Source organism: Rhizobacter sp. SG703 (assembly GCF_012275445.1).
Classification (GTDB): Bacteria; Pseudomonadota; Gammaproteobacteria; order Burkholderiales; family Burkholderiaceae_C; genus Rhizobacter.
Genome location: NZ_JAAZQK010000010.1, coordinates 184,312 through 203,671, shown reverse-complemented (window position 1 = coordinate 203,671; position 19,360 = coordinate 184,312). Strand labels below are relative to the sequence as shown.

The window sequence follows — 19,360 nt, the reverse complement described above, 5'->3', positions numbered from 1 at the left end:
CGGGCCGGGCGCCGGGCCGCCCCGATCCGGGACGGGCCGACGCCGAACCCGGATCGGCATCCGGCCTACGCGGCGGTCAGGCCGTGCCGTTGGCGCACCACGCGCCGGTGCGTCGCGCGTGCCGACGGCACCCAGCCGTGCCGGTACCAGCGCGCGGCCATCGTCAGCCCGCGCAGCCATTCGTCGGCCGCGTACGCGATCCACACGCCGACCAGCCCGAGCCCGAAGTAGACGCCCAGCAGCCATGCGCCGCCGGCCATCACGAACACCATCGACGCCGCGCCGGCCATCACCGGGAACTTCGCGTCGCCGGTCGCGCGCAGCGCGTTGATCACCACCAGGTTGAAGGTGCGCCCCGGTTCCAGCACCACCGTGATCCACAGCAGCGTCGTCGCCGCCTGGATGATGTGCGGGTCGTGCGTGAAGAGCTGCATCGTCCAGCGTGCCGTCAGTGCGCCGACCAGCGCGAGGCTGGTCGACACCACCAGCCCCCAGCGCAGGCTCTTGCGCACCAGCCGGTGCGCCGCATGCAGCTGCCCGGCACCGATCAGGTGGCCGACCAGGATCTCGCTGGCGAAGCCGATCGCGAGACCGGACACCAGGATGAAGTACATGATCTGCATCGTGTAGCTGTGGATCGCGAGCTCGGCCGCGCCCATGCGCGCGACCAGCGCGATCGTCACCAGCAGCGCGAGCCGGTAGGCGACGTTCTCGGCCGCGCCCGGCAGCCCGATGTGCAGCACCGGCCCGAGGCGGCGCCAGCGCATCACCCACCAGTCGCGCGCGCTCGGCACCAGGTCGAGCCGGCGCTGCCACAGCCACAGGTGGAAGCCGACGCCGAACGCGCGGCTCAGCGCCATCGCGAGCGCGAAGCCCGGCAGCCCGAGCCCCGGCACCGGACCGAAACCGGTCATCAGCGGCGTGCAGATCAGCAGGTGCAGGCTGTGCATCGCCAGCATGTTCATCAGCGTGTCGCGCGCATGCAGGTGGGCTCGCATCACCGACGACATGCTGGCGTTGAACGCATCGAGCGCCAGCGCGACGGCCAGCACCCGCAGGTAGGGCCCGGCGATCGGCAGCACGTCGGCCGGCGCGTTCAGCAGCGCGAGCAGCGGGTTCGCGCAGGCGGCCACTACCAGCCCGGCGCCGAGTCCGAGCCAGGTGCTCGCGCCGAGCGCGGCGCGCGCGGTCTGGTCGGCCCCGAGCCGGTTTCCGGCCCCCAGGTTCTGCGTGATCACCACGCTGACGCCCATGCTGATGATGCGGAACAGCAGGAAGAACGAGGCCTGCACGTTGTTCGCGAGCGCGAATGCGCCGGACGCGGTGTCCGATTGCTTCGACGCGAGCCACAGGCCGGTCAGGCCGACCAGCAGCCCGAGCACCAGCTCGGCCAGCAGCGGCCAGGTCAGCGCGATCAGGCTCGGGCGGTGCAGCGGGGCGATGGGCGGGGTGGCGGGCATGGTGCGGGCGGCGCGAAAGCGCGATCATCGCCGCAAACGGTTGCCCCAGTCTGTCGCGGCTTGCGTTGGCGGGATGCCGATCCGGGGGGCCGTCGATGCGAAGGACGATTCCCGGCGGGGGCATCCGCGCTACGGCTTGTGCTTCTTCGGGCCGCGCAGGAACTCGCGGTCGACGTCGAGCGTCGACTTCACGCCGATGTCGGCACGGTGCTTCTTCAGCCAGTTCGTCGCCGCGGCGCGGCCGAGCGCGAACAGGTCGTCGAGGAAGGCGCGGTCGGTGTTGAACTTGCTGTTCGCGCCATAGGGCCCGAGGCCGTCGTCGTCGGCCACCATGTGCAGCCGCAGGTCCTTGTAGCGCCCCGGGTCCAGCTTGCCTTCGCGCACCAGCCGCGAGACGAACGAGATCGCGCGCATCTCCGACATCAGGCTCGCGTTGAAGGTGATCTCGCTGAGCCGGTCCATGATCTCCTCGCTGCGCGTCGGCGTGCCCTCGCGCACCAGCGGGTTGATGCGCACCAGCAGGATGTCGAGTGCCGCGGTCTGGTAGATCAGCGGGTAGATCGCCGGGTTGCCGGTGTACCCGCCGTCCCAGTACGGCTCGCCGTCGATGTGCACCGCCTGGAACAGGAACGGCAGGCAGGCCGACGCGAGCAGCACGTCGACCGTGATGTCGCGGCCGGTGAACACGCGGGCCTGGCCGGTCGTCACGCTGGTCGCGGTGATGAACAGCCGCAGCCCGCTCTCATGCACCGCGTCTTCGTCGACATGGCGGCGCAGCACGTCGCGCAGCGGGTTCAGGTTCAGCGGGTTGAATTCGTAGGGGCTGAACGAGCGGAAGAACGAGCTCATCCACTGGTAGCCGGGCAGCTTGTCGAGCTTGAAGTTGTCGCCCAGCGAATGGGTCTGGCTTGCCGAGAACGGCGAGAAGATCGAGCCGGAGCGGCTGACGTCGCGCCAGAACTCGGTCAGCGCCTCGCGCGCGCCGTCGCGCCCGCCCTTCCTGTAGCCGCTGGCCATCACCGCGGCATTCAGCGCGCCGGCGCTGGTGCCGGAGACGCCGCTGAAGTGCAGGCCATCGTCTTCGAGCAGCCGGTCGAGCACGCCCCAGGTGAAGGCGCCGTGCGAGCCGCCGCCCTGCAGCGCGAGGTCGAGGCCCAGGGTGGGGGCGGATGCTTCGTGGACTGCCATTCGGAATGCCTTCGGGTCAACCCGGGGCAGTCTAAGTCGGATGGGCTTCGTCCGTGTTTCCGCTGGTGTTTCCGTCGGTCAGCGGGCCCGTCTCTGTCGTGGGTCCGGCCGCGGGCCTGGCCGTGGGTTCGACAGGAAAGCGCACCGTGAAGCGCGCCCCGGGCCCGAATGCCGCGCCGCCCTGGTCGTTCAGCCCCGGGCGATGCCGCAGGTTGGCGTCTTCCAGCGTGATCTCGGCGCCGTGCTGCTGCGCGATCTCGCGCACGATCGCGAGCCCGAGCCCGGAGCCGTCGACGTTGGTGCCCAGCGAGCGGTAGAACGGCTGGAACACCTTGTCGCGCTCGCCGGCCGGGATGCCGGGGCCGGAGTCCTCGACCTGCACCACCACCACCTGGCCGAACGGGTCGTCGACCGCCCGCACCGTGACCGTGCCGCCTTCGGGCGTGTACTGCAGCGCGTTGTCGACCAGGTTGCGGATCAGCTCGCGCAGCAGCACCGGCTGGCCGGAGACCGACAGCCCGGCCGCGCCGCGCCGCGCGGCATACGCCGTATCGGGGCCTTCGTAGCCGAGGTCGATGCGCTTCTCCAGCGCGCGCGGCACGAAGTCGTGCACCGCCTCGGCCGCCAGCCGCGCCAGGTTGACCGGCTGGCGCTGCAGCGCCTGCGAGGCGTCCTCGGCGCGCGCCATCGCGAGCAGCTGGTTGACCATGCGCGCGGCGCGCTGGCTCGAGCGCGCGATCTGCTGCAGCGACTTCTTCAGCGCCTGCGGATCGCGCTGGCCGGCGTCGATCTCGCGCTGCGCCAGCTCGGCCTGCGTGCGCAACCCGGCGAGCGGCGTCTTCAGCTGGTGCGCGGCGTCGGCGAGGAAGTGCTTCTGCGCGCCGATGCTGCGGTCCAGCCGGGCCAGCAGGTCGTTGATCGCGCGCACCAGCGGCGACACCTCTTCCGGCGCGTCGCGCTCGTCGATCGGGCTCAGGTCGTGGCTCTCGCGGCGGCGGATGCGCTGCTGCAGCTCGTTCAGCGGCGCGATGCCGCGCGCGAGCGCCAGCCACACCAGCAGCACCGCCAGCGGCAGGATCACGAACTGCGGCAGCATCACGCCCTTGATGATCTCGGTGGCCAGCCGCGAGCGCTTGCCCAGCGTCTCGGCCACCTGCACGATCGGCGGCTCGACGCCGGCCGGCGCGGCACCGGCGGCGCTCGCCGGCAGCCCGATCCGCACGTACGCGATGCGCACCGGCTCGCGGTTGATCTCGTCGTCGCGGTAGCGCACCACGCCGGGCGCGGCGCGCTCTTCGTCGTTGGGCATCGGCAGCGCGCGGTCGCCGCTCAGGTACTGGCCGTCCAGGCCGAGCACCTGGTAGTACAGCGTGTCGGTCTCGTCGGTGTGCAGCAGCTCGGCGGCGCTCGCCGGCAGCGCGAAGCTGGCCGACGGCAGCGTGCCGCCGCCGGCGTCCTGCACCGTCACCTGCTGCGACAGCACGCGCGCCATCTCGCCGAGCTGGCGGTCGAAGGGCTTGTTGGCGATGCCCTGCGCGACCAGCCAGGTCAGCACGACGCTCATCGGCCAGAGCAGCAGCAGCGGCGCGAGCATCCAGTCGAGGATCTCGCCGAACAGCGAGCGTTGTTCCTTCATGACGACCCCTCGCCCGGCGAGTACGCCAGGCGGTCCCCCGCGGGGACGCGGGCCGGCTTGGGGCGGCCCGGCGCTCGGCCCGCCGAACCGCGGCGGAAGGGTGCTCGCAAGTTCAAGCCGCGATCTTTTCCAGGCAGTAGCCGAGCCCGCGCACCGTCGCGATCCGCACCGGTCCCTGCTCGATCTTCTTGCGCAGCCGGTGGATGTAGACCTCGATCGCGTTGTTGCTGACCTCTTCGCCCCATTCGCACAAGCGCTCGACCAGCTGGTCCTTGCTGACCAGCCGGCCGGCCCGCTGCAGCAGCACTTCGAGCAGGCTCAGCTCGCGCGCCGACAGCTCGACCATCTGCTCGTTCAGGTAGGCGACGCGGCCGGTCGCGTCGAAGGTCAGCGGGCCGTGCCGGATCACGCTCGACGCGGTGCCCAGGCCGCGCCGCGTCAGCGCGCGCACGCGGGCTTCGAGCTCCTGCAGCGAGAACGGCTTGGCCATGTAGTCGTCGGCACCGAGGTCCAGGCCCTGCACCCGCTGCTCGACGCTGTCGGCCGCGGTCAGGATCAGCACCGGCACCGCCGAGCCGCGGGCGCGCAGCTTGCGCAGCACCTCCAGCCCGTGCAGCTTCGGCAGCCCGAGGTCGAGGATCAGCAGGTCGAACTCGTGGGCCGACAGCGCGGCGTCGGCCTCGGTGCCGCTGGCCACGTGGTCGACCGCATAGCCGCCATTGCGCAGCGAACGCAGCAGCCCGTCGGCCAGCACCTGGTCGTCTTCGGCGATCAACACCCGCATGGCTGCCTCCAGTGCGGCGCATGAACTCGGCCGCTGCCGGGATTGTAGGGAGGGGTCCGTGACCGGCAGAAAAGACTGTACAAACATCCAGCCTTTGCGATAATCCGCGCAACTCAAGGAGATCGCCCCATGGATGCCCCCGTCAAAGTCGCCACCCTCAACACCGAAAAGGCCAAGGCCCTGCAAGCTGCGCTGGCGCAGATCGAAAAGCAGTTCGGCAAGGGCTCGATCATGCGGCTCGGCGAAGGCGAGGTGATCGAAGACATCGAAGTCGTCTCCACCGGCTCGCTGGGCCTCGATGCCGCGCTGGGCGTCGGTGGCCTGCCGCGCGGCCGGGTGGTCGAGATCTACGGTCCTGAATCGTCCGGCAAGACCACGCTGACGCTGCAGGTCATCTCCGAAATGCAGAAGCTCGGCGGCACCTGCGCCTTCATCGACGCCGAGCACGCGCTCGACACCTCGTACGCGCAGAAGCTGGGCGTCAACCTGCAAGAGCTGCTGATCAGCCAGCCCGACACCGGCGAGCAGGCGCTCGAGATCGTCGACGCGCTGGTGCGCTCCGGCTCGGTCGACCTGGTGGTGGTCGACTCGGTCGCGGCGCTGACGCCGAAGGCCGAAATCGAAGGCGAGATGGGCGATTCGCTGCCCGGCCTGCAGGCCCGCCTGATGAGCCAGGCGCTGCGCAAGCTCACCGGCACCATCAAGAAGACCAACACCATGGTCATCTTCATCAACCAGATCCGTATGAAGATCGGCGTGATGTTCGGCAGCCCCGAAACCACCACCGGCGGCAATGCGCTGAAGTTCTACGCGTCGGTGCGCCTGGACATCCGCCGCATCGGCAGCATCAAGAAGGGCGAAGAGGTCATCGGCAACGAGACCAAGGTCAAGGTCGTCAAGAACAAGGTCTCGCCGCCGTTCAAGACCGCCGAGTTCGACATCCTCTACGGCCAGGGCATCAGCCGCGAAGGCGAGGTGATCGACATGGGCGTCGAAGCCAAGGTGCTCGAGAAGTCCGGTGCCTGGTACGCCTACAACGGCGAGAAGATCGGCCAGGGCAAGGACAACGCCCGCGAGTTCCTGCGCGAGAACCCCGACCTGTCGATCGAGATCGAGAACAAGGTGCGCGAGGCGATGGGCATTCCGCTGCTGCCGACCGGTGGCGGCGCGGCGCCGGCCGCCGATGGCGCGAAGCCGGCCAAGAAGGCCGCGAAAGAGTCGAAAGAGCCCAAGGAACCGAAGGAAGACCGCGAGTAAGCGGCTGGTGTAAGCGGCTGGCGTCGGCGGGTCGATGATGCGGCAGCGGCTGTCGCTGCGCGGGCGCGGCGTGCAGTTGCTGTCGCAGCGCGAGCACAGCCGCCAGGAACTGCGGCGCAAGCTGCTGCAGCACCTGCGGAAGACGCAGCGCGAGGGCGCGGAGAGCGCTGCGCTGCTTGATCCTGCGCTGCTTGATCCTGCGTTGCTTCAGCGTGCATCGCCCGACGCTGTTGGCGAAGACGATGCCGATGCCGACGCCGACCAGCAGGTCGACGAGGTATTGTCCTGGCTGCAGGACAAGGGCTACTTCAGTGAGCAGCGCTTCGTCGAAAGCCGGGTCCATGTGCGCGAGGGCCGCTACGGCAACCTGCGCATCCGCCAGGAACTGGCGCAGCACGGTGTCGCGCTCGATGCCGACACCGCGGCAAAACTCCGGGACAGTGAACTCGCACGGGCCCACGAGGTGTGGCGGCGCAAGTTCGGCGCGGCAGCCACCGACCCGGCCGGTCGCGCGAAGCAGCAGCGCTTTCTCGCGCAGCGCGGCTTCTCGGCCGAAGTGATCCGCCGCGTGGTGCGGAGTGAGGGCCGGGGCGGGGGACCGGACGACGTGGACGACGGCGCCTGAGCAGGCGAGCGGTCGTCAGCCTGCGCGGCCGTCGTCGCCCCGGTCCGTTCAGGACGCGATCAGGCGGTCGCCTTCTTGCCGGCGGGCTTCGCGGCCGTGGCCGCTTGGGCTGCCGCTTCACGCACCAGGCGCTCTTGTTTCTTCGCGTCCTTCGCACGCTTTTGCTTCACACGGCGAATTCCGCGGTCCTTGTCGGCGCTCATGCCAATCTCCAATGGGTTGAAAGAGCCGAGGTTTTACCACCTCCGGCACATCGCCCGTCACGGACACGCCAACGCTGGTACAACCCGGGCTCCCCACCGACGAGGACTTCGCATGAACTGGATCATCCTGGTGGCCGCCGGCCTGTTCGAAATCGGCTGGGCGATCGGCCTGAAGTACACCGACGGCTTCACGCGTCTGTGGCCGAGCGTCGGCACCATCGCGGCGATGGTCATCAGCGTGTGCCTGCTGGGCTACGCGATGAAGTCGCTGCCGGTCGGCACGGCCTACGCGGTGTGGGTCGGCGTCGGCGCGGTCGGCACCGCGATCCTCGGCATCGTGCTGTTCGGCGAACCGGCCTCCACCGCACGGCTCGTGAGCCTGGCGCTGATCGTGGCCGGCATCGTCGGGCTGAAGCTCGCGAGTCCGGCCTGAGCCGCGCCGGGGCTCAATACAACAGCCGCGACCGGATCGTGTCCGGCAGCGACGCCAGGTCGGCCAGCGCCGCCTCCGGCGCCGCGGTGTCGACGTCGATCACGACGTAGCCGACCTCGTCGCGCGTACTCAGGTACTGCGCCGCGACGTTGATGCCGGCCTTCGACAGCCGCTCGTTCACCCGCGCCATCACGCCCGGCACGTTGCGGTGGATGTGCAGCAGCCGGCTGCGGCCGGTGTGCTCCGGCAGCGCGACCTCGGGGAAATTGACCGCCGACGTGGTCGATCCGTTGTTGCTGTACCGCACCAGCTTGGCCGCGACCTCCTTGCCGATGTTGGCCTGCGCCTCCAGCGTCGAGCCGCCGATGTGCGGCGTCAGGATCACGTTGTCCATGCCGACCAGCGGCGATTCGAAGCGCGCGTCGTTGCCCTGCGGCTCCTCGGGGAACACGTCGATCGCGGCGCCGAGCAGGTGGCCGTCTTTCAGCGCCTCGGCCAGCGCGTCGATGTCGACCACCGTGCCGCGCGACGCATTGATCAGGTGCGCGCCGCGCTTCATCGCGCGGATCTGCGCGCGCCCGATCAGGCCCTTGGTCGACGGCAGCTCCGGCAGGTGCAGCGTGACCACGTCGGAGGCGGCCAGCAGCTCGTCGAGGCTGTCCAGCGCACGTGCGTTGCCGAGCGGCAGCTTGGCCTCGACGTCGTGGAATACAACCGCCATGCCCAGCTGCTCGGCCAGCACGCCGATCTGCGTACCGATGTGGCCGTAGCCGACGATGCCGAGCGTCTTGCCGCGCACCTCGAACGAGTTCTCGGCGCTCTTGGTCCAGCCGTTGCGGTGCAGGATCGCGTTCTTCGCCGGGATGCCGCGCATCAGCATGATGATCTCGGCCAGCACCAGCTCGGCCACGCTGCGGGTGTTCGAGAACGGCGCGTTGAAGACCGGCACGCCCAGGTCCATCGCCGTGCGCAGGTCGACCTGGTTGGTGCCGATGCAGAAGCAGCCGACGGCCGCGAGCTTCGGCGCGGCCTTCAGCACCTCGGCCGTCAGCTGGGTGCGCGAGCGGATGCCGAGGAAGTGCGCGTCGGCGATCGCCGCGTGCAGTGCGTCGCCGGCGAGCGCCTTCGGCGACGTGACGACCTGCGAGTAGCCGTCGCGCCGCAACACGTCGGCGGCCGACGCGTGAATGCCTTCGAGCAGCACGAACTTGAGCTTGTCCTTCGGGACCGAGAGTCGGTGGTTCATGCGCCGATTGTTGAACAGCCGCAGCGGCCCCATGCGGTGGAAGGGCATGCGCGCTGGCGGGCCTGCGGGGCACACCGGTTAGAGTTCCGGGGCTTTTCCGCCGTACCCCAGCCTTTGTGAGTGCCTCCCCCACCGTGAATCTTCCCAACCCGCGCCATGCGGCGCGCGTGCCCGCGCACGTCTCGCCCGAGCAGCTCGCCCGCATCCGCCAGGCCGCCTACGCGCTGCCCCAGGTCGTCAAGCCCGCCGACTATTTCGACGAACACGCGTCGGGGCTCGACGAGCGCCTCGACAAGCTCGGCCTCGTGCTGCTGCAGAAGGCGGTGGCCGGCGCCCGGCCGAGCCGCTGGATCGCGCCCGACGTGATCGACGCGGCGCTGCAGCACCTGGACGAGGTCGGCAACGGCCCCGAGGTGCGCACCGTGATGCTGGACCGCACCGCCGCGCTCGATGCACTCGGCATCGTCCGCGAAGGCGGCCGCTGGACGCGCCTGATCAGCCAGCCGTTGCAGCTGGCCGACGTGAACTGGCGCGTGCCGGTGATGTTCCGGATCCCGATCGCGTCGGAACCGGTGTGGGCCTTCTTCCGCAACGGCGACAAGCCGGCGCTGCTGGCCGCGCTCGGGCCGATCGCGGCCTGGCCGCACGCCGGCGAAGTGCAAGCGGCGCTCGAGGCGCTGGTGCAGCGCAGTCGCGCGCACAACCCGCGCCACCTCGACATGCTTCTGCCGCGCCTGCTGGCCGAATGCGCGACGCCGCAGCCGGTGGCCGACCTGCGTGCCGCCTGCGTGCGCGCGCAGGAGCGCTGGGAACACCAGGTGGCCGAACTCGACACGCTGGCCGGGCTGAACAGCGAGCTCGCGTTCCAGGGCTACCCCGACACCTTCGTGAAGGCGCGCCGGCTGCAGCGCAACGTGACGCTCTACGTCGGCCCGCCGAACAGCGGCAAGACCTACGCGGCCTTCGAGCAGCTGGCGCGCGCGCACGACGGTGCCTACCTCGCACCGCTGCGGCTGCTGGCGCTGGAAGGCCGCGACCGGCTGGTCGGCCGTGGGGTCGCGTGCTCGCTGCTGACCGGCGAAGAGAACGTGCCGGCCGAAGGCGCCGGGCTGGTGTCCAGCACCATCGAGATGGTGAACACCAGCAAGGTGGTCGACGTCGCGGTGATCGACGAGGCCCAGATGATCTTCGACCCGTACCGCGGCTGGGCGTGGACGCAGGCGATCGTCGCGGTGCCGGCCAGCGAGGTGATCATCATCTGCTCGGCCTATGCGGTGCCGGCGATCGAGAACCTGCTCGGGCTGTGCGGCGAACGCTGCAGCGTGCGGCACTTCGAGCGCAAGCAGCATGTGCAGCTGATCGAGGCGCCGGTGCCGATCGGCGCGCTGACGAAGGGCGATGCGGTGGTGGCCTTCAGCCGGCGCGACGTGCTGACGCTGCGCGACCAGATCGCCGCCGGCGGCCACCCGGTGTCGGTGATCTACGGCGCGCTGCCGCCCGAGGTGCGCCGGCGCGAGGCCGAGCGCTTTGCGCAGGGCGAATCGCATGTGCTGGTCGCCACCGACGCGATCGGCATGGGGCTGAACCTGCCGATCCGCCGCGTGCTGTTCAGCACGATGAGCAAGTTCGACGGCCAGGGCGACCGGCCGCTCGATGAATCCGAGGTGCACCAGATCGGCGGCCGCGCCGGCCGCTTCGGCATGCATGAAGAGGGCTTCGTCGGCGTGCTGAAAGAGGCCGAGCCGCAGGCGCTGCGCATGCTGAAGGAGCGGCTGCCGCGCACGCCGCGCGCGCCGCGCGACTTCAAGGCGCCGGTCGCGCCGAACGGCTGGCATGTGGACACCATCGCGTCGCGGATGCGCAAGACGCAGCTGCGCGAGGTGCTGGGCGTGTTCATGGAGCAGCTGAAGCTCGACAACGCGCACTTCGCGGTGGCCGAGCTGGAGCAGATGCTCGAACTGGCCGAGCAGCTCGACCGCAGCGCCGCGAAGCTCACGCTGAAGGAGCGCTTCATCTACGCGCAGGCGCCGGTCGACACCCGCACCGTCTCGCAGGTGCAGGAGTTCCTCGACTGGAGCAGCAGCCATGCGCTGACCGGCCGCGCCGGCTCGCCGTGGTTCCTGCAGGACGTCGACGGCCACAGCCGGCTCGACCGCATGGAGCAGGCGCTGCGCTCGTGCACGCTGTGGCTGTGGCTGGACCTGCGCTTCCCCGGCGTGTACGGCAAGGTCGACGAGGTGACGGCATTGCGCAGCCAGCTGAACGACGGCATCGAGCGGCAGCTGAAGGGCAAGCGGCCGCTGGCCCAGGTGCGGCACCGCGCGCGGCGCTGAGTGCCCGGCGCCCTCACCCCCTGACACACCGACCTGGCCGCACGGCGTCACAATCCCCTCCTTTCCCGCTTGTCGCTTCCTCCATGAGTTCAACGCCCCCTTCCCCGGCCACGCCGTCGGCACAGCCGCCTGTCGACGGTAGCCCCGTGGCAGCCACCTCCGCGGCCGACGCGCCCGTCGAGGCGTCCGCCGAGTTGCCTGTGGAAGCGCCTGCCGACGCATCGGCCGACGCGCCTGCCAAGGCACCGGCACCCGCCAAGGCCCCGGGCATGAGCCCTGCCGCCTGCGCGCAGGCGCTGCGCCAGCGCTTCCCGGCGCTGTTCGACGGCCCGCCGAAGCCGCTGAAGCTGCGCACCCACGTCGACATCGAAGCGCGTGCCCCCGGCGTGTTCAGCAAGCAGGTGCTGACGGCGTTCTTCCGCCGCTACACCGGCAGCACCTCGTACCTGCTGTCGGTGGCACGCGGCCGCCAGCGCTTCGACCTCGACGGCAAGCCCGGCGGCGAGATCAGCGACGAGCACCGCCAGATCGCGATCGACGAGCTGACGCGACGCGGCGTCGGCCTGCAGTCGCGCCGCGAGCTCGAAGAGCAGCAGCGGCGCAACCGGGCCGGGCTGTTGTTCGACTACGAACGCACCACGCTGACGCGGGCCAATTTCTGCGTGCTGAAGCAGGTGGCCGAGGAAGAACTGGACGGGCTGCTGGAGATCGCCCGTGCCGAAGCGGCGCAGGACCAGCAGCGGCGCCCGCCGCCCGATGCGCGCCCGCAGGGCCGCCCGCCCGGCCCGCGCCGCGACGGCCCGCCGCAACGCGCGTCGCAACGCCCGTCGGAACGTCCGTCGCAAGAGCGACCCCAAGGTCCGCGTGGACGCGGCCCGCGCAATGACGAAGGCCATCGGCGCTAGGGTGGACGGGCCGATCGCCGCGACGCCGCCGGACGCTGCCGAATGGGGTGACTTCGCAGCCGACCTCGACATCGCCTACGCCTACCGGCAGTTCGCCGACAAGACGCGCGAGCAGGCGCTGGCGCTCTTCGAGCACAGCGACGTGCTGTCGCGCGCCGAAGACCTGGGCGCGATGCCGGCCGCGCCGTTCCGCTTCTACCTGCCGGTGTTCCGCGACTTCGTCGTGTCGCCTCGCATCTTCGAGATCAACCAGGGGCTGTACGCGTCGACCGCGGCCGATGCGTTCCTGAACCTGATCCTGCGGCGGCTCGAGGACGAGCCCGAGGCCATCGTGCCGCTGATGCCCGAGCTGCTGCCGGCGGTCGAGTACCTGGCCGAGAACCAGGCACGCTACGACGCCGACGAAGATGTCTACGGCAGCTTCTTCGACGTGCTGGCGGCGATCCGCGAAACGCTGCGCGTACTGGCGGGCGAGCCGTCGCTGCAGGGGCCTCCGGCGCAGTACCGGCACGTGACCCCCGGTGGCGGGCTGCCCGACCTGTCGGCGCTGGCGCCGTTCCGCGCCGTCGTGATGATCGATGCCAAGCTGACAGTGACCTGGCAGATCGCGGTCAGCGAGTGGCTGGTCGACAGCGGCTGCCTGCACGTGATGGCCTGGGGCCGGGATGCGAGCCTGTGGGACCACGCGGTCGCGATGGCCAACCTGGAGCAGTTCGGCTTCGGCCCGATCCCGCCCGAAGGGCAGGTCGTGACGACTTCGCACGAGGTCGAGTCGCTGGGCGAGGTGCTGTGGTTCTGCAAGCACTGCGCGAACCACCCGGTGGTCGAGCTGCAGCACACGGTGCTGATCGAGATCAGCGACCGGGGGGACGAGGAGATGGTGCTGCGGGCGTATGCGGATGCTTGAAGCCAACTGACTCAATCGCGCGCCCTGACCCGCCTGCCCCGTTCGCCCCGCCCCGTTCGCCCTGAGCAGGGACTGAGCTTGTCGCACCGGCGCCTGGTCGTCGACAGTCGGCCAGGCGTCCTGCTCGGCGAGTTCGAGCAGATGGCGCGTGCCGTCGGTGATGTCGATGACCTGGGCGAGCAGGCGGCTGATGCGGCGGGCCGTCATCGGCTGCCGAGTCAGCCTTGAATCGAGGGACATGGCATCGGCCTTTCGTTGCGCCGTGCAGCCAAGCGAAGCGCTGTATGCGAATTAGTGTTTATGCGAATGAAGGCATAACACCGACAGTTCTGCCTGTGAAACCGAGCCTGTCCCAGCAATTCGGAGAGTGTGTGCGGACGCTGCGAACCGAGGCGGGCCTGAGCCAGGTCGAGTTCGGCGAACGCTGCGGGTTCTATCAAACCTACCTGAGCCGGATCGAGAACGGCCACGCCAATCCGACGCTCAATGCCATCGAAGTCATCGCCAATGCGTTGGGGATGACGGTCTTCGACTTGTTCGACCAAATGCGTCCGGCGATGGGTGCGCGCAAGAAGTGAACGAGCGAGTGCGCTCGGCATCGATCGGCGGCGTGCCGGTAGAGTAGGCCCCAAGGAGGCCCCCCCCATGCTTGGAGCAATCGCTGGCGACGTGATCGGCTCGATCTACGAGTGGAACAACATCAAGACCAAGGCGTTCGAACTCCTCAGCCCGCGCTGTTCGTTCACTGACGACACCGTGCTGACCGTCGCGCTGGCCGAGGCCATCCTCGACGGCGTCGACTACGGGCCGCTGCTGAAGGCCTACGCCGCCCGCTACCCGCGTGCCGGCTATGGCGGGCGGTTCAAGCAGTGGGCGCGCTCGCCCGACCCGACGCCGTACCACAGCTGGGGCAACGGCGCGGCGATGCGCATCAGCCCGGTCGGCTTCGCGTTCGACACCCTCGACGAGGTGCTGGCCCAGGCCGATCGCTACACCCGCGTCACGCACGACCATCCGGAAGGCATCAAGGGCGCGCAGGCCGTCGCGGCCAGCATCTTCATCGCCCGCACCGGCGGCAGCCGCGACGACGTCATGCGCTATGTCGAGACCACGTTCGGCTACGACCTGTCGCGCCGGCTCGACGACATCCGGCTCGTCTACCGCTACGACAGCTCATGCCAGGGCACGGTGCCCGAGGCGATCATCGCCTTCCTGGAATCGACCGACTTCGAGGATGCGATCCGCAATGCGATCTCGATCGGCGGCGACAGCGACACCATTGCCTGCATCACCGGCGGCATCGCCGAGGCCTTCTACGGCGGGGTTCCGCCGGCCATCGCCCAACCGGTGACGAGGACGCTGGACGGCTTGCTGCTCGCCACGACGAAGCGCTTCATGCAGGCCTTCATGCCGGAAGCGCCGAAGTGAGCGCGCTGCGCCAGGCCACGTTGCGGGCCATGACGATCGCCGACTACGACGCCGTGATCGAGCTGATGAAGGCCACGCCGGGTGTCTCGTTCCGCGATGCCGATTCGCGCGACGCGACGGCGCGCTACCTCGCGCGCAATCCCGGCCTGAGCCTCGTCGCCGAGAAGGAAGGACGGCTGGTCGGCTGCCTGATGTGCGGGCACGACGGGCGGCGCGGCTACCTGCAGCACCTGGTCGTGCTCGCCGGGCATCGCCGGCAAGGGATCGCCAACGCGCTGGTCGACCGCTGCCTCGCGGCGCTGGCACAGCTCGGCATCCTGAAGTCGCACGTCGACGTGTTCCGCACCAACGCGCTCGCGCAGGCGTACTGGGAGCACCAGGGCTGGCAGCTGCGCACCGACATCCACCGCTACTCCTTCGTGAGCGGCGGCCTTCAGAACGCCTGAACCCCTGTCGCCTCACCGCCATGAAACCTCCGTCGCACCTGCTCAAGCCGCTCGCTCCCGCACTGCTGCTCGCCGCCACCGTCGCCGCCACCGCGGCGCCGGACGAGGCCGTCGTCCGCGAGATGGCCAGGCAGACCCACATCCCGGCCGATGACATCCGACGCGACCACGACGCCTGCGACAGCGGCGTCACGCTGAGCATGGAGAGCCTGACCAAGGACCGCGCCGATCGCATCGGCGCGATGATCCGCAGCTGAACGAAGTCAACCCATGCCGATCGACACCCTCACCTCGAACCCCAACCTCGTCGTCGCCTGCACCGCCTACTTCATCGGCTGCGCGAGCCCCGGCCCGAGCATCGTCGCGCTGATGGGCACCGCGATGAACGGCGGTCGCGCGCCGGCGTTCGCGCTGGCGGCCGGCATCACGCTGTCGTCATGGACGCTCGGGCTCACCGCCGCGCTCGGCCTCGCATCTCTGCTGGCCGCGTGGTCCGGTGCGCTGACGGTGGTCAAGGCGATCGGCGGGCTCTACCTGCTGTGGCTCGCGTTCAAGGCCGGTCGCTCGGCGCTGGCGCGGCACGACCCGGTCGATGCCGGCGCGGCCGGCCGCACCGGTAGCCTGCGGCAGGTGTTCCTGAAGGGCATCGCGATGCACATCACGAACCCGAAGGCGATCTTCGTGTGGCTGTCGACGATCTCGATGGGCCTGCCGCTGCACGCGTCGCCGACCGATTCGCTGGTCGTGTTCGCCGCCTGCGGCCTGCTGGGCGTGCTGATCTTCGGCAGCTACGCGCTGCTGTTCTCGACCGCCGTCGCGCGCCGCCTCTACCGCTCGACCCGGCGCGTGTTCGACGGCACGATCGCGCTGTTCTTCGGCTTCGCCGGGCTGCGGATGCTGCTGTCGCGCCAGCTGTGAACGCTCAGCGCATCCGCGCGCCCGTCGCTCCATCGAAGACAAAGGCCGCGCCCGGATCGAAGGCCACGCCGACGCGCCGCCCGATCGCCTGGTCGAAATCCTTCGCGCCCTTCACCGTCAGCTTGTGCTCGCCGATGTGCAGCGTGACCAGCGTGTGGTCGCCGATCAGCTCCACCGCGTAGATCTCGCCCTGCACCGCACCGCCCTGCGGTTCGCCCGGCCCCGCGATCCGGCAGTCCTCCGGCCGGATGCCGAGCACCGCATCCGACGCGCTCGCGGTCACCGGCGTCGGCACGCGAAAGCCCGCGCCCTCCAGCCAGCCGCCCGACAAGGCCCCGCGCAGGAAGTTCATCGGCGGCGACCCGATGAAGCCGGCGACGAACAGGTTGGCCGGGTCGTTGTAGATGCGCGCCGGCGTGTCGAGCTGCTGCAGCACGCCCTTGTCGAGCAGCGCGACGCGGTGCGCCAGCGTCATCGCCTCGACCTGGTCGTGCGTGACGTACAGCGTCGTGATGCCCAGCTGCTGCTGCAGGTGCTTCAGCTCGGCGCGCATGTGGCCGCGCAGCTTCGCGTCGAGGTTCGACAGCGGCTCGTCCATCAGGAACACCGACGGCCGCCGCACCATCGCGCGTGCCAGCGCGACGCGCTGCCGCTGCCCGCCGGACAGCTGCCGCGGGTAGCGGTCGAGCAGCCCGTCGAGCTGCACCTGCTTCGCCACCGCGAGCACCTGCTCCTGCTGCCGCGGCTTCGGCACGCCGCGCACGTCCAGCGGGTAGGCGACGTTCTCGGCCACCGTCTTGTGCGGGTACAGCGCATAGCTCTGGAACACCATCGCGATGTCGCGGTTCTTCGGCAGCACGTTCGTCACGTCGCGCTCGCCGATCAGGATGCGCCCGGCGCTGGCCGTCTCGAGCCCGGCGAACACCCGCAGCGCGGTGCTCTTGCCCGAGCCGGATTCGCCGAGCAGCACCAGGAACTCGCCGGGCGCCACCTGCAGGTTGAAATCGCGCAGCACCTCGACCGCGCCGAAGCGCTTGCCGAGGTGGTCGAAGGTGACCGGGTGCGGGGTCGTGCGCAGTGTCGTGGAAAGCGGGGTCGTCAAGGGTCAGCCTTTCACCGCGCCGGTCAGCAGGCCGCGGGCAATGAACTTCTGCAGGAACAAGGTCATCACGACCACCGGCACGATCATCAGCAGGATCAGCACGCTCATCGTCCACCACTGCGGCCCGCGCGTCGCGTTCTGCGCCGCCACCAGCAGCGGCATGGTCTGCGCGTTCGCGGTCGACAGGAACAGCGCGAGCAGGTACTCGTTCCAGCTCAGGATCAGCACGAGCAGCGTCGTCGCGACCAGCCCCGGCCGCGCCAGCGGCAGCATCAGGTCGAACAGGATGCGAAAGCGCGACGCGCCGTCCAGCGCCGCGCTCTCTTCCAGCTCGCGCGGGATGCCGTCGAAGAAGTCGACCATCAGCCAGACGACGATCGGCAGGTTGGCGGTCATGTAGGTCACGATCAGCGCGAACTGCGTGTCCAGCAGGTGCACCTGCTGGAACATCACGTAGATCGGGATCGCCGACACCACCGGCGGCAGGATGCGCTGCGAGATCATCCAGAACAGGATGTCGTCGTTGCCGAGGCGCGCGGTGATGCGCCGCTGCAGCGGCCGCAAGCCGAGCACGAACAGCATCGCGCCGAGCGGCAGGGCCCAGCCGAGCGACAGCCCGGCCGACAGCACCAGCGCGACCACCGCGGCGACGCTCGCGACGAACAGCAGCACCGCCGCGACGCTCGGCCGGTAGACGATGCGCGTCAGCGCGTACGCCGCCATCGAGCCGATCGCGACCGCCGGCAGCGTCGACAGGCTCGCGATCAGCATCGAGTTCAGGTACGGCCGCAGCGTGTCGCGCCCGGTCTCGACCAGGATGTACTTCCACGCATGCAGCGACGGCTGGAAATCGACGAAGGGCAGGAACACCGGCCCGTCGGCCACCTGCAGCGGCTCCTTGAACGAGGTGACGAGCACCCAGTACAGCGGGAAGAACACGACGAAGGTCCACGCCAGCAACGCGCCGTAGACCAGCGCGCGCGGCAGCGGCGCAAGCTCGCCGAGGCGCTGCGGTTCGAGCCAGCGCTTCATGCCGCCGGCTCCCCGCGCGCCGGCCGCACGACGAAGTGGAAGAAGCTCACCGCCACCAGCGTCGAGACGAGCAGCAGCAGGTAGGCCACTGCCGCCGAGCCGCCGAGGTTCAGCGAGCGCCAGTCGATGAAGGCATGCAGCGTCATGCTCTCGGTCGCGATGCCGGGGCCGCCGTTGGTCAGCACGTTCGGCAGGTCGACGATCTTGAAGGCCTCGATCAGCCGGATCAGCACCACGGCCGCGGCGGTCGGCGCGATCGCCGGCCAGGTGATGTCGCGGAAGATGCGCCACGACGGCGCGCCGTCGAGCTGCGCCGCCTCGAGCTGGTCGCGCGGCTGGCCCTCGATGGCGGCCAGCAGCACGATGAAGATGAACGGCACCCACTGCCAGGTGTCGCCGATCAGCACGACCCAGCGCGCCGACCAGGCGTTCTGCGCCCAGGTCACCGCGCCCAGGCCGAGCAGGCGGGCGACCGGTGCGAACGGGCCGACGCCCATGTCGGCCAGCATCCGGAACATGTAGGCGATGCCGACCGGCGTGACCATCAGCGGCAGGAAGAACGACAGCCGGAACAGGTTGCGCCCGCGGATCGGCTGCGCGCACAGCAGCGCGAGGCCGAGCCCGAGCGCGAACTGCAGCGCAACGCCGCCGGCCACGTAGAACAGCGTCGTCAGCAGCGAGCCTTGCTGGCCGCCCGCGGTGCCGGCGGCGACCAGCGCGACCAGCAGCCACACGCTGCCGGCGAGCTGGCGACCGACCAGGCCGGCGACGCGGGCCGGTGCGCCGAGCCTGCGGGCGATCAGCGCGGCGACCACGAAGCCGGCGAACGCGAACAGCAGCCATGCGAACCACGGCAGGTCGAGCGCATCGCGCGCCGATTGCGCCGCAGCCGCGAACGGGCCGAGCGGCGACAGCAGCGCGGCGACGATCACGCAGGCCAGCGTCAGCACCGCTGCCGCGCCCTGCGGCGCGCGCGGCGCGGCCTGCGCATAGGCCTGCCGGCGCCGCAGGCTGCGCAGCAGCGCCCACGCGAGCAGCGCATGCGCGGCAGCGAGCGCGAGCCAGGTCGCGACCGCCATCTCGCCCGCCGTGCCCAGCAGGTGGAACTGCTGCGAGCCGGCGATCAGCTTGCGGTAGTTCAGCGCGCCGACGAAGCTCAGCTCGTAGCCGCCGGCCTGCAGCGAGAAGCGGGTCAGCGACAGCCAGGCGGAGGCGAGCAGCGGGAAGATCGAGAACAGCAGCACGACGGTGACGGCCGGCGCGATGAACACGGTGCCGGCTTGCCGATCGAGCCAGTTGCCAAGCCACTCCCCAGGCGCCGGCCTGGCCGGGCCGGGGGGAGGCGCCCCTTGGGGGCCGAGCCCGGACACAGACAGTCCCGAGGACTGTTGGTGCCTGGCGAGGGGCTGGGCCTCCGGCTCAGCGCGGCCCGCAAGGCAGGAGCGAAGCGACTGGGG

21 protein-coding genes are annotated in these 19,360 nt (G+C 70.1%); 12 read left to right on the top strand and 9 right to left on the bottom strand.

From position 1 onward, the window contains the following. Nucleotides 1-65 precede the first annotated feature (65 nt). The 4 genes from FHT26_RS21770 to FHT26_RS21755 all read right to left on the bottom strand — a co-directional run bounded on the left by FHT26_RS21770 (nucleotide 66) and on the right by FHT26_RS21755 (nucleotide 5,068). Nucleotides 66-1,460 (bottom strand): MATE family efflux transporter, encoded by a 1,395-nt coding sequence (locus FHT26_RS21770; protein WP_168562190.1) that lies wholly within the window; start codon nucleotides 1,458-1,460, stop codon nucleotides 66-68. A 129-nt stretch (nucleotides 1,461-1,589) separates the two neighbouring features. After that, entirely contained in the window at nucleotides 1,590-2,648 is a 1,059-nt protein-coding gene (locus tag FHT26_RS21765; RefSeq protein ID WP_168562189.1) for a patatin-like phospholipase family protein, read from the bottom strand. Between the two features lie 31 nt (nucleotides 2,649-2,679). Continuing rightward, the gene (locus FHT26_RS21760; protein ID WP_168562188.1) at nucleotides 2,680-4,284 is read right to left on the bottom strand and encodes a sensor histidine kinase; all 1,605 of its coding nucleotides are present in this window, start codon (nucleotides 4,282-4,284) and stop codon (nucleotides 2,680-2,682) included. A 112-nt stretch (nucleotides 4,285-4,396) separates the two neighbouring features. Next, nucleotides 4,397-5,068, bottom strand: coding sequence for a response regulator (locus FHT26_RS21755; RefSeq protein ID WP_056803153.1), 672 nt, complete (start codon nucleotides 5,066-5,068; stop codon nucleotides 4,397-4,399). A 129-nt stretch (nucleotides 5,069-5,197) separates the two neighbouring features. Here FHT26_RS21755 and recA point away from each other — a divergent pair, with 129 nt between their 5' ends. Both recA and FHT26_RS21745 read left to right on the top strand, forming a co-directional pair. After that, the gene (recA, locus tag FHT26_RS21750; RefSeq protein WP_168562187.1) at nucleotides 5,198-6,325 is read left to right on the top strand and encodes a recombinase RecA; all 1,128 of its coding nucleotides are present in this window, start codon (nucleotides 5,198-5,200) and stop codon (nucleotides 6,323-6,325) included. Between the two features lie 37 nt (nucleotides 6,326-6,362). Next, nucleotides 6,363-6,950, top strand: coding sequence for a RecX family transcriptional regulator (locus tag FHT26_RS21745; RefSeq protein WP_168562186.1), 588 nt, complete (start codon nucleotides 6,363-6,365; stop codon nucleotides 6,948-6,950). A 59-nt stretch (nucleotides 6,951-7,009) separates the two neighbouring features. Here the strand turns inward: FHT26_RS21745 and FHT26_RS21740 are convergent, their stop codons facing one another. Continuing rightward, entirely contained in the window at nucleotides 7,010-7,153 is a 144-nt protein-coding gene (locus FHT26_RS21740) for a hypothetical protein (protein WP_168562185.1), read from the bottom strand. Nucleotides 7,154-7,265: 112 nt separating this feature from the next. On the opposite strand from FHT26_RS21740, the gene sugE reads away from it, so the two are divergent. Beyond that, complete coding sequence (gene sugE, locus FHT26_RS21735) at nucleotides 7,266-7,586, top strand: quaternary ammonium compound efflux SMR transporter SugE (RefSeq protein ID WP_168562184.1); 321 nt, start codon at nucleotides 7,266-7,268, stop codon at nucleotides 7,584-7,586. Between the two features lie 13 nt (nucleotides 7,587-7,599). Here the strand turns inward: sugE and serA are convergent, their stop codons facing one another. Then, entirely contained in the window at nucleotides 7,600-8,832 is a 1,233-nt protein-coding gene (gene serA / locus FHT26_RS21730) for a phosphoglycerate dehydrogenase (protein WP_168562183.1), read from the bottom strand. 134 nt (nucleotides 8,833-8,966) lie between these two features. Here serA and FHT26_RS21725 point away from each other — a divergent pair, with 134 nt between their 5' ends. From FHT26_RS21725 to FHT26_RS21685, 9 genes are all read left to right on the top strand, one after another. Beyond that, nucleotides 8,967-11,165 (top strand): helicase-related protein, encoded by a 2,199-nt coding sequence (locus tag FHT26_RS21725; protein WP_349238199.1) that lies wholly within the window; start codon nucleotides 8,967-8,969, stop codon nucleotides 11,163-11,165. 146 nt (nucleotides 11,166-11,311) lie between these two features. Then, nucleotides 11,312-12,070: a ProQ/FINO family protein gene (locus tag FHT26_RS21720; RefSeq protein WP_349238198.1), complete on the top strand. Its 759-nt coding sequence runs from the start codon at nucleotides 11,312-11,314 to the stop codon at nucleotides 12,068-12,070. Then, complete coding sequence (locus tag FHT26_RS21715) at nucleotides 12,048-12,977, top strand: DUF7684 family protein (RefSeq protein ID WP_168562181.1); 930 nt, start codon at nucleotides 12,048-12,050, stop codon at nucleotides 12,975-12,977. The genes FHT26_RS21720 and FHT26_RS21715 overlap by 23 nt, the downstream gene beginning before the upstream one ends. Nucleotides 12,978-13,055: 78 nt before the next feature. Next, complete coding sequence (locus FHT26_RS21710) at nucleotides 13,056-13,205, top strand: hypothetical protein (protein WP_168562180.1); 150 nt, start codon at nucleotides 13,056-13,058, stop codon at nucleotides 13,203-13,205. 107 nt (nucleotides 13,206-13,312) lie between these two features. After that, nucleotides 13,313-13,555, top strand: a complete 243-nt coding sequence (locus FHT26_RS21705) for a helix-turn-helix domain-containing protein (protein WP_349238197.1) — start codon at nucleotides 13,313-13,315, stop codon at nucleotides 13,553-13,555. Between the two features lie 67 nt (nucleotides 13,556-13,622). Further along, entirely contained in the window at nucleotides 13,623-14,405 is a 783-nt protein-coding gene (locus FHT26_RS21700) for an ADP-ribosylglycohydrolase family protein (RefSeq protein WP_168562178.1), read from the top strand. Further along, nucleotides 14,402-14,851, top strand: a complete 450-nt coding sequence (locus FHT26_RS21695) for a GNAT family N-acetyltransferase (RefSeq protein WP_349238196.1) — start codon at nucleotides 14,402-14,404, stop codon at nucleotides 14,849-14,851. The genes FHT26_RS21700 and FHT26_RS21695 overlap by 4 nt, the downstream gene beginning before the upstream one ends. A 20-nt stretch (nucleotides 14,852-14,871) precedes the next feature. Then, a complete protein-coding gene (locus FHT26_RS21690; RefSeq protein WP_168562177.1) occupies nucleotides 14,872-15,108 on the top strand; it encodes a hypothetical protein in 237 nt (78 codons plus the stop codon). Nucleotides 15,109-15,121: 13 nt separating this feature from the next. Beyond that, nucleotides 15,122-15,769, top strand: a complete 648-nt coding sequence (locus FHT26_RS21685; RefSeq protein ID WP_168562176.1) for a LysE family translocator — start codon at nucleotides 15,122-15,124, stop codon at nucleotides 15,767-15,769. 4 nt (nucleotides 15,770-15,773) lie between these two features. Here the strand turns inward: FHT26_RS21685 and FHT26_RS21680 are convergent, their stop codons facing one another. From FHT26_RS21680 to FHT26_RS21670, 3 genes are read right to left on the bottom strand one after another with little or no spacing between them, the layout of a single operon-like run. Beyond that, nucleotides 15,774-16,871: an ABC transporter ATP-binding protein gene (locus tag FHT26_RS21680; protein WP_168562175.1), complete on the bottom strand. Its 1,098-nt coding sequence runs from the start codon at nucleotides 16,869-16,871 to the stop codon at nucleotides 15,774-15,776. Between the two features lie 3 nt (nucleotides 16,872-16,874). Continuing rightward, nucleotides 16,875-17,903 (bottom strand): carbohydrate ABC transporter permease, encoded by a 1,029-nt coding sequence (locus FHT26_RS21675; protein ID WP_168562174.1) that lies wholly within the window; start codon nucleotides 17,901-17,903, stop codon nucleotides 16,875-16,877. Continuing rightward, nucleotides 17,900-19,174, bottom strand: a complete 1,275-nt coding sequence (locus FHT26_RS21670; protein ID WP_349238195.1) for a carbohydrate ABC transporter permease — start codon at nucleotides 19,172-19,174, stop codon at nucleotides 17,900-17,902. The genes FHT26_RS21675 and FHT26_RS21670 overlap by 4 nt, the downstream gene beginning before the upstream one ends. Nucleotides 19,175-19,360: the final 186 nt, after the last annotated feature.

What these genes read in the sequence shown, in the direction of transcription:
- FHT26_RS21765 (WP_168562189.1), bottom strand. Translation starts at nt 2,648, where the DNA reads ATGGCAGTCCACGAAGCATCCGCCCCCACCCTGGGCCTCGACCTCGCG.
- FHT26_RS21740 (WP_168562185.1), bottom strand. Translation starts at nt 7,153, where the DNA reads ATGAGCGCCGACAAGGACCGCGGAATTCGCCGTGTGAAGCAAAAGCGT.
- FHT26_RS21700 (WP_168562178.1), top strand. Translation starts at nt 13,623, where the DNA reads ATGCTTGGAGCAATCGCTGGCGACGTGATCGGCTCGATCTACGAGTGG.
- FHT26_RS21675 (WP_168562174.1), bottom strand. Translation starts at nt 17,903, where the DNA reads ATGAAGCGCTGGCTCGAACCGCAGCGCCTCGGCGAGCTTGCGCCGCTG.
- recA (WP_168562187.1), top strand. Translation starts at nt 5,198, where the DNA reads ATGGATGCCCCCGTCAAAGTCGCCACCCTCAACACCGAAAAGGCCAAG.
- FHT26_RS21685 (WP_168562176.1), top strand. Translation starts at nt 15,122, where the DNA reads ATGCCGATCGACACCCTCACCTCGAACCCCAACCTCGTCGTCGCCTGC.
- FHT26_RS21760 (WP_168562188.1), bottom strand. Translation starts at nt 4,284, where the DNA reads ATGAAGGAACAACGCTCGCTGTTCGGCGAGATCCTCGACTGGATGCTC.
- FHT26_RS21690 (WP_168562177.1), top strand. Translation starts at nt 14,872, where the DNA reads ATGAAACCTCCGTCGCACCTGCTCAAGCCGCTCGCTCCCGCACTGCTG.
- FHT26_RS21715 (WP_168562181.1), top strand. Translation starts at nt 12,048, where the DNA reads ATGACGAAGGCCATCGGCGCTAGGGTGGACGGGCCGATCGCCGCGACG.
- FHT26_RS21770 (WP_168562190.1), bottom strand. Translation starts at nt 1,460, where the DNA reads ATGCCCGCCACCCCGCCCATCGCCCCGCTGCACCGCCCGAGCCTGATC.
- sugE (WP_168562184.1), top strand. Translation starts at nt 7,266, where the DNA reads ATGAACTGGATCATCCTGGTGGCCGCCGGCCTGTTCGAAATCGGCTGG.
- serA (WP_168562183.1), bottom strand. Translation starts at nt 8,832, where the DNA reads ATGAACCACCGACTCTCGGTCCCGAAGGACAAGCTCAAGTTCGTGCTG.
- FHT26_RS21745 (WP_168562186.1), top strand. Translation starts at nt 6,363, where the DNA reads ATGCGGCAGCGGCTGTCGCTGCGCGGGCGCGGCGTGCAGTTGCTGTCG.
- FHT26_RS21755 (WP_056803153.1), bottom strand. Translation starts at nt 5,068, where the DNA reads ATGCGGGTGTTGATCGCCGAAGACGACCAGGTGCTGGCCGACGGGCTG.